Origin of the sequence: Lacticaseibacillus camelliae DSM 22697 = JCM 13995, assembly GCF_001311195.1 — a bacterium.
Taxonomy (GTDB): Bacteria; Bacillota; Bacilli; order Lactobacillales; family Lactobacillaceae; genus Lacticaseibacillus; species Lacticaseibacillus camelliae.
Genome location: NZ_BBAJ01000009.1, coordinates 45,222 through 52,409 on the forward strand (window position 1 = coordinate 45,222; position 7,188 = coordinate 52,409).

Consider the following 7,188-nt stretch of genomic DNA (forward strand, 5'->3'; position numbering starts at 1 on the left):
TAAGGCTGATCAGACGGCAGTGCTACAGACCAAGGCGCAGCAACTGGCTTCGCTGAAGCCGGTGCATGACCAGTGGCGTCACGTCGCAAGTGAGCTCAAGGCCGCACAAGGCCAGGTCGCGACTGCGCAAGCTTGGGTCAAAACCGCAAACGCTGCGGCAGAAGCGGCCCAGGCAGCCTATACCCAGTTGCACGATGATCAGCTGCGTGCGCGCATCGCGAGTCTGGCGGCCCAGCTGACCCCAGGTGCAGCGTGCCCGGTTTGCGGCAGTACCGAGCACCCCCATCCGGCGGTTGCGACTGAAACTGCAGTGGTGACCGATGAACAGGTTGAAGAAGCGGATTATGCCCGGCAAAAGGCGCAGGCAGATTTGGCCAGCGGCAAGGCGGACTTGGCGCAAGCGCAAACCACTGTGGCCAAGCTCACAGACCAGGAGCAGGCGCTTGCAACTGAATTGGCGGCTACCGGCGATCCCGAGCAGGCTTTCCAGCAGCTTACGGCTGATGTGGACAAGCTCCAGCAAGAAGCCGACAGTCAAAAAAGGCAGCTGACCAAGCTGAAGCAGCAGGCCGCCAAGTTGCAGACGAATCAGGAAGACGCAGAAGCGACCCTTAAGCACGCTGATGACGCCTTTCACCGTGCGGATGCGGCTCTGACCGGCGCCGAGTCAGCGTTGAAGACCGCACAGCAGGCACTGCCAAAGGATGCGCCGTCGCTTTCGACGCTTAACGCAGAGCTGACCAGACTGCAAACCAAGCTGAAGGCGTTTGCGGATGACCAGGCCAAGAGCGAAACCGCGCTGAGCACCGCCAAGCAGGCGGTGGCGAGCGCTAAGGCGACGCAGACCGCGCAGGACAGCCAGCACACGCAGACACAAACCGCCTTGACAGCTGCCAAGACGGCGTTTGAACAGGCGGTAGCGGACAACCTCGACGGCGCGACGGTGGCCGACTTTGCCGAACTGCGGCATCAGGTCGATCAAATCACGGCGATCAGGGCTGACCTAGAATCGGCAAAGACCGCAGCGACGACGCAAACCGCCCTGTTGAAGCAGGCAAAGGCCCAAATCGGGGATGCCGAAGCGCCTGACCTCACCATTTTGGCCCGCCAGCGCGAGGCGGCCAGCACAGCACAGAGTCAGGCCCAGGCGGACATGGCAACGGCCCAAAGTGCCTTGCAACAGGACCAGCACCTGCTGAGTCAAATCGACGCCGCGTACACGCAAAATCAGGACGCCCAAACGCGCGCCGAGTCGTTGTCTGCCCTTGCCAGCGTCATGAATGGGAACAACGAGCGCAAGCTATCGCTGGAGCGCTTTGTTCTGCGCGCCTACCTGCAAGAAGTGCTGACCGTGGCCAACACTCGGCTTGGCAACCTGACTGCGGCCGGTATCAGTTCCAGTTGCACCAGGAGCCTGGCAGCCACCGCAACGATTCAGGTCTAGAAATCGATGTGTACGATGATGAGGTCGGGGCGACTCGGTCCGTGCACACTTTGTCGGGTGGTGAGAGTTTCATCGCGGCGCTGAGTTTGGCGCTGGCGTTAGGCGAGGTGATCCAACGCGAAGCCGGCGGGGTATCGATCGATGCCCTGTTCGTGGACGAAGGGTTTGGCTCGCTTGACAGCACCAGCCTGCACACCGCTATGGAGGCCTTGGAAACCATCGAGGGCCAGGCCCGGATGATTGGGATCATCAGCCACGTTGCCGAGCTGCGCGCCAGCGTGCCGGATCAGCTGCAGGTGACCGCAAGCGGCACTGGTGAAAGCACGCTAAGGGAAGCACATGCCGACCGGTGATTAGCAGCTGCCATGTTCGTGTGCTAATTTTTGCCAAAAGTGGTACACTGGATGTGTTGAGAGGTCAATCTCTCATCTCTATGCCACTGTAAAAGAGGCGAGAATAATGGCAGGAAAGCTTAGTAAACAGGAACGCAAGGCAATGATCGAAGAAGTTGAAAAGAAGCGTGCCGAGCATCCAGTAAAGAAGACTGAGTCAGGGTTTGCCACAATCGACAAAGAAGCCGAGAAGCTCGAGGATGAAAAGTAATTTTAAAACACGTTGTAGTCGCCAGTGATGGCGGCTATTTTTTTATCTATGGCGAAGGGCAATGCCTTGACTAAGGCGAACAGGTCAAAAGGTTTGACATGAAGCAAAAGACCGGGTATAAGTGGGTGAATGTTTGGCAATGGCTGAGGTCAAGAGAATGGAGGAGTACAGATGAATCGATCAACACCGCGGCATTGGGGGATTTTTGCCGCCGTACTACTGAGTGCGCTGATCTTTACGGGATGCGGTCAGCGCGCCGCAAAGTCAGATTCTGCGGCACCGAGCAAAAGTGCCAAGGTCAAATCCAGCACCAAGGAACATGTCAAGGTTAAGTCCAGTCGCCCGACCAGCAGTTCTAGCAAGGCAAGCAGCAGCTCTAGCACCGCGGCTTCAGCAGCGAGCTCACAGCCGGCCACACCATGGGACAGTAGTAAGGATGCGGCCTTGACCAGTTTCGTCAATGCTTGGGCAAAGACCATGGGGCAGTCATACGCGAAGTATGACGGCGTCCACCCACTGAAAACCTCGGTGGGCACGACCTATCCCACGGATTTTTCACAGGAGCTGGTCAACAACACGCCGAATCTGCTTGCGTGGCATCCTGATGGCACAGGTAGCAGTAGTTATAACGTGGTGGCCATTTATAACTATGATGGCACTGAGCACCGTTGCCGAGCCGCATCACCTATTTCTTCACGTTTCATGAGGGGCAGCCGTTCGTCTTGGTGGATCAAAGTCGCGACGGCGCCCCGACTGCCGGCGAGACCCAGAATGCTTCCCTGCGCAGCAACTTTCAGCGCATTGCCGAGGGCAAGCCTGCGCAATAACTCCGAATCATCGGGTATCATCCGAGCCAGCATCTGATGCTGGCCTTTTCTGCACGCTTTGAGCACCCGCGCTGAACACATTGAATTGCTTCTGTCTAATTTGTTGAGATTCAGCCTCGGGGGTATAATCGATGCAGTAAGCGGAGGCCGTAATGACAGATGAGCGAAGTCGCCACCAGGAGTTAGTGGCGCGAATCAACCGAATATTTCTGCGCAACGGGCTTTCCGGCCAGTCGATGGCTGCGCTGGCCAAGGCGGTGGGCGTCAGCCGCGGAAAGCTTTACCTTTACTTCTCCAGTCGGGATGAAGTGGTGGTGGCCGTCGTGGATCAGTACGTGGCCTTGGCGAGTGCGCAAGGCCGCACGCCGAGTCAAGACTGGACAGTCCAAGCACTGCCGCACTGGCTGCTGACAGAGTTGATGCTTCTGGGTTCGAACAGTCCGGCATTTTTGGATGACCTTGGGCACGCGTACCCAGCCCAGCGGCGCCGGATCGAAACCGCTTTGCACCAGTGGGAAGAGCGCTTTGCTGCCTACCTGAACGAAGGATGGCGCGTGGGATTTTCCACCCGATCGACATTTCGTTATTTCTAATGATGATCCGCACCACCGCGGACGGGCTGAACCGGCCGGGGCGCCTGGCTGAACAAGAAGCCAAGCCGGTCCTGAAGCATTTGCTGCGCATCCTGACACTGGTGCTGTTGGACGAAGCGGCGACTAAGCAGCTGTTGACCCAGGAGGCCACGCAGCGCGCGGTCACCGCACTGGCAGGGCAGCTGACCGCGCTTTATCAGCAATAAAAAAGTCAGCCGGGGCTGACTTTTAGCTTACTGTAACGCGTATTGACGAATGACTTCTCCGAGGCCGCCTTCATCATTGGTGCCGGCGATGACCTTGGCGTGGGCCTTGGCTTCGGCGGTGCCGTTGCCCATCGCCACAGGCAGCCCGGCAACGTCGAACATCGCGATGTCGTTGCCCTCGTCGCCCACAGCCATGATTTCATCCGGGGTCAGGTCGAGGACCCGCGCCAGGTCACGAAGCGCCTGGCCCTTGTTCACGTGAGGATCCATGATTTCGATAAAATTGCGGCCAGCGCGCACGACGTAAAACCGGTCTTCAAGGGCTTGGCGAACAGCCTGTTCCGCCTGGTCGAGTAAGCTTTCCTTGCCGACATACGCCCCTTTGGCAATGGCAAAATCACCTGGCAGCTCATCCGGGTCCCGAATGAACAGCCCGGCCTGGTTTTCGGCGGCCTGTTCGACGATCCACCAGTCGACATCGCGATCGGCGGTGAAAATGTTGGAATGCTCGTCCAGCACGTTGGTTGGCAGGTTTAACCGCTGGCCCAGCGCCGTGATTTCGCGGTAGGCGGCGTTATCAAGCAGATGCTTGGCCACCACGCGGCCGGCGAGTGATTCGGTCACAGCCCCGTTGTAAGTGATGACGTACTGGTCGTCCCCGGTCAGCGCCAACTGGGTGAGATAAGGGGTCACCCCGGCCAGTGGGCGCCCGGTGCAGAGGACGACCTTAATGCCCCGGGCCACTGCGTCCTGAACGGCCGATTTCGTGCTGGGCAGGATTTTGCGGGTCGAAGTCAGTAAGGTGTCGTCAATGTCGAGCGCGATCATGCGAATCTTCATAAGCGTTCCTCCGTTTCGTGAATAACTTGATTATAGCAAAGCATGGGAGCGCTTGCAGGACCGGCTGCACGAGCAACTTGTTGGGGGTGAACTTATGGCACCGAATTGGTCAAAAGCAAAAGTCACGGCGTTTCGCCGGGCGCTGTTGGGCTGGTACGATCAGGAAAAACGGGACCTGCCCTGGCGGCGGGATCACGACCCGTATCACATCCTGCTTTCGGAAACGATGCTGCAGCAGACGCAAGTGGCAACGGTGATTCCGTACTATGAGCACTTCCTGCAGCTTTTTCCCACTGTGCAGGCGCTGGCGCAGGCCCCAGAGGACCAGGTGATGAAGGCCTGGGAAGGCCTTGGGTACTACTCGCGGGCACGGCACCTGCAGCAGGCGGCCAAGCAGGTCGTTCAGGATTACGGCGGTCAGTTCCCACGCACTGCCGCGGAGCTGCGGCAGCTTTCGGGGATCGGGCCCTACACGGCTGGGGCGATCGCCAGCATTGCCTTTAATCAGCCAGAGCCGGCGATTGACGGGAATGCGTTTCGCGTGTTTTCCCGGCTGTTCAAAATCGATGCAGACATCGCAAAGCCCCAGACCCGGCAGTTGTTTGATCAGCTGATTCGGCAGTTGATCGACCCCAAGCGGCCCGGTGATTTTAACCAGGCCATCATGGACCTGGGCAGCAGCTACATGCGGGCCAAGGATCCGGACCCCGCACACTCCCCACTGGCCGCCTTCGATCAAAGCTACCTGAGTGACACAGTGATGGATTACCCAGTGAAAAGCAAAAAGAAGCCGAAGAAGGTGGTGCCTTACTTTGCGCTGGTCATTCACTCGCCCCAGGGGTACCTGCTGGTCAGGCGGCCGCGCACCGGGATGCTGGCGGATCTGTGGATGTTTCCCTTGGTCGACCGCAGTGAGCTGGACGCGGCGCTGGAGGTGGACCAGTTGGTGGAAGCCGCGGACCGCTTTGAGGCGCTCGCCGACGTTCACCTGACGTTTGAAGTCACTGGCGCCAAACTGGTCCGCCACACGTTTACCCATCAGCAGTGGCAGTTGACGCTGGTCCAGGCTGACAGTCCCGCCTTCGATTTGGCGGTGCTGCCGGCCAAGTGGGTCAAGGCGGCGGATTTTGGGCGCCTCGCGCTGCCGACGGTGCAAAAGAAATTGCTGAAGGCATTAGGCCTGGGAGGAACCAAATGAAGACACTGATCATTGTCAGTCATCCGCAGCTTGCCGCTTCGCCGACGCAGCAGTTCCTAAAGGCCAGCGCGGCCGGCGTCAAAGGCGCCACTTGGCACTACCTGGACGCAATCAAAACGCTTGATGTTCCAGCTGAGCAGGCGCTGATCCAGGCCGCCGACCGGCTGATTTTTGAGTTTCCGCTGTACTGGTACCAGGCCCCGGCCAGCCTGCACGAGTGGCTGGCAGCTGTGTGGACCCGTGGGTTTGCATACGCCGAAGCCGGCGGCAAGCTCACCGGCAAAACGTTAGGGCTGGTCGTGTCATACAGTCAGCCGCAGCAGGCGTACCAAATCGGCGGCAGTGAAGGGGTCGCGATGTCCACGCTGCTGAGTCCATACCAGGCGTTGGCGCATAAAACCGGCCTGCAGCTGCTGGCCCCGCTGGAAATTGCCCAGTTCAGCTACCTCACAGAGCAGCAGCGGGCAGAGCTGATGACGCGGTATCAGCAGTACCTGACGCTCGAACGGCCCACCCGCTTTGCGGACCAGGCGGCGTGGTTTTTAGCTCAGCTTGACCAAAAAGGGACACAGGACGAGCACGTGGCGCTGATGGCAACGACGCTGGCGGCTCGGCAGGAGCAGCTGGCCGGGCTGCGCCACACCATTGCCGAACTGCGAGAAGGGGAGGACGACTGATGGACGAAACCACGAAATGGCTGCTTGACCAGGCCGAGGTCCAGGCGGCGCAGGCGACGGCTTACGAAGACCGCGCCTTTTTCTTGGCGCTGCGACAGTTTATCCAAACTCAGGCGACGCGGCTCGAGCAGGCGCAAGGCGAGGTGGACGGGCGAAGCTGGGACCACCGCCGCTGGTAAATCCAACCTTGGGCTGATGGGTCAGGGGCTTTGACGTGTTAGGCTTAAGGTAAAGAAGGTTGATTGCCATGCGAAATACGGTTGAAAAATTAACACGTTATGCTTGGTTGCACGCACTGGTGTTGGCGCTAGTCGGCGTGTGGTTCCTGCTGGCACCAATGTCGGTTTACCACGTGGTGAAGTATGTGCTGCTGGGTGGGTTGCTCCTGCTCGCACTGGCCGCCTTCATTGATGCGATGCGGGCACAGCGCGGTACGCTAGAAAGTCAAAGTGCGCTTTGGCGCGGTGGCGGCCTGTTGGTCGGGGCCCTGGTGGTCTCCGTGATGCTGCGGCCGGCACTGGCGCTGCTGCCTGTCGTGATCGGTCTGATGCTGGTGGTTTACGGGATTTCTCGAATCATCACGGCGCGCGACCGGCAGGTTTACGTTAACGTCTCGCCGTTTCCAACGATTCTTTACGGCTTGGTGGTGGCCATTTGCGGGTTCGTGCTGTTATTCAATCCGTTCCGGTCGATCATGGCGCTGCTCCAAGTTGTCGGCGTGATGCTGATCGTGATGGGCATCCTGGAACTAGTTGATGCACTGCGCGGCCGGCGCAAGTAAAAAAAGTTCGCCTGGTTCT

At 59.1% G+C, this 7,188-nt stretch carries 11 protein-coding genes; 10 read left to right on the forward strand and 1 reads right to left on the reverse strand.

The genetic code is table 11. The annotated features are described in order from the left end of the window. Positions 1–19: 19 nt before the first annotated feature. The 6 genes from JCM13995_RS14850 to JCM13995_RS02980 all read left to right on the forward strand — a co-directional run bounded on the left by JCM13995_RS14850 (position 20) and on the right by JCM13995_RS02980 (position 3,673). Complete coding sequence (locus JCM13995_RS14850; RefSeq protein WP_054662311.1) at positions 20–1,444, forward strand: coiled-coil domain-containing protein; 1,425 nt, start codon at positions 20–22, stop codon at positions 1,442–1,444. A 41-nt stretch (positions 1,445–1,485) separates the two neighbouring features. Continuing rightward, entirely contained in the window at positions 1,486–1,797 is a 312-nt protein-coding gene (locus JCM13995_RS02965) for an SbcC/MukB-like Walker B domain-containing protein (protein WP_263849544.1), read from the forward strand. Between the two features lie 106 nt (positions 1,798–1,903). Further along, positions 1,904–2,047, forward strand: coding sequence for a hypothetical protein (locus JCM13995_RS15145; protein WP_169790464.1), 144 nt, complete (start codon positions 1,904–1,906; stop codon positions 2,045–2,047). A gap of 171 nt (positions 2,048–2,218) precedes the next feature. Beyond that, positions 2,219–2,911, forward strand: a complete 693-nt coding sequence (locus tag JCM13995_RS13590) for a DUF4767 domain-containing protein (RefSeq protein ID WP_082397686.1) — start codon at positions 2,219–2,221, stop codon at positions 2,909–2,911. A 115-nt stretch (positions 2,912–3,026) separates the two neighbouring features. Then, positions 3,027–3,467, forward strand: coding sequence for a TetR/AcrR family transcriptional regulator (locus tag JCM13995_RS02975; RefSeq protein WP_054662320.1), 441 nt, complete (start codon positions 3,027–3,029; stop codon positions 3,465–3,467). Further along, entirely contained in the window at positions 3,467–3,673 is a 207-nt protein-coding gene (locus tag JCM13995_RS02980; protein WP_054662323.1) for a hypothetical protein, read from the forward strand. Before JCM13995_RS02975 ends, JCM13995_RS02980 begins: the two co-directional genes overlap by 1 nt. A gap of 27 nt (positions 3,674–3,700) precedes the next feature. On the opposite strand, the gene JCM13995_RS02985 is transcribed toward JCM13995_RS02980, so the two are convergent. Next, a complete protein-coding gene (locus tag JCM13995_RS02985; RefSeq protein ID WP_054662326.1) occupies positions 3,701–4,513 on the reverse strand; it encodes a Cof-type HAD-IIB family hydrolase in 813 nt (270 codons plus the stop codon). A gap of 94 nt (positions 4,514–4,607) precedes the next feature. Here JCM13995_RS02985 and mutY point away from each other — a divergent pair, with 94 nt between their 5' ends. The 4 genes from mutY to JCM13995_RS03005 all read left to right on the forward strand — a co-directional run bounded on the left by mutY (position 4,608) and on the right by JCM13995_RS03005 (position 7,169). Continuing rightward, positions 4,608–5,711: an A/G-specific adenine glycosylase gene (gene mutY / locus JCM13995_RS02990; protein WP_054662329.1), complete on the forward strand. Its 1,104-nt coding sequence runs from the start codon at positions 4,608–4,610 to the stop codon at positions 5,709–5,711. Further along, on the forward strand, positions 5,708–6,388 hold the full coding sequence (locus tag JCM13995_RS02995) for an NAD(P)H-dependent oxidoreductase (protein ID WP_054662332.1): 681 nt from the start codon (positions 5,708–5,710) through the stop codon (positions 6,386–6,388). The genes mutY and JCM13995_RS02995 overlap by 4 nt, the downstream gene beginning before the upstream one ends. Beyond that, a complete protein-coding gene (locus JCM13995_RS03000; RefSeq protein ID WP_054662335.1) occupies positions 6,388–6,567 on the forward strand; it encodes a hypothetical protein in 180 nt (59 codons plus the stop codon). The genes JCM13995_RS02995 and JCM13995_RS03000 overlap by 1 nt, the downstream gene beginning before the upstream one ends. Positions 6,568–6,635: 68 nt before the next feature. Next, positions 6,636–7,169, forward strand: a complete 534-nt coding sequence (locus JCM13995_RS03005) for a DUF308 domain-containing protein (protein ID WP_054662337.1) — start codon at positions 6,636–6,638, stop codon at positions 7,167–7,169. Positions 7,170–7,188 lie beyond the last annotated feature (19 nt).

What these genes read in the sequence shown, in the direction of transcription:
- JCM13995_RS15145 (WP_169790464.1), top strand. Translation starts at nt 1,904, where the DNA reads ATGGCAGGAAAGCTTAGTAAACAGGAACGCAAGGCAATGATCGAAGAA.
- JCM13995_RS13590 (WP_082397686.1), top strand. Translation starts at nt 2,219, where the DNA reads ATGAATCGATCAACACCGCGGCATTGGGGGATTTTTGCCGCCGTACTA.
- JCM13995_RS02975 (WP_054662320.1), top strand. Translation starts at nt 3,027, where the DNA reads ATGACAGATGAGCGAAGTCGCCACCAGGAGTTAGTGGCGCGAATCAAC.
- JCM13995_RS02980 (WP_054662323.1), top strand. Translation starts at nt 3,467, where the DNA reads ATGATGATCCGCACCACCGCGGACGGGCTGAACCGGCCGGGGCGCCTG.
- JCM13995_RS02985 (WP_054662326.1), bottom strand. Translation starts at nt 4,513, where the DNA reads ATGAAGATTCGCATGATCGCGCTCGACATTGACGACACCTTACTGACT.
- mutY (WP_054662329.1), top strand. Translation starts at nt 4,608, where the DNA reads ATGGCACCGAATTGGTCAAAAGCAAAAGTCACGGCGTTTCGCCGGGCG.
- JCM13995_RS02995 (WP_054662332.1), top strand. Translation starts at nt 5,708, where the DNA reads ATGAAGACACTGATCATTGTCAGTCATCCGCAGCTTGCCGCTTCGCCG.
- JCM13995_RS03000 (WP_054662335.1), top strand. Translation starts at nt 6,388, where the DNA reads ATGGACGAAACCACGAAATGGCTGCTTGACCAGGCCGAGGTCCAGGCG.
- JCM13995_RS03005 (WP_054662337.1), top strand. Translation starts at nt 6,636, where the DNA reads ATGCGAAATACGGTTGAAAAATTAACACGTTATGCTTGGTTGCACGCA.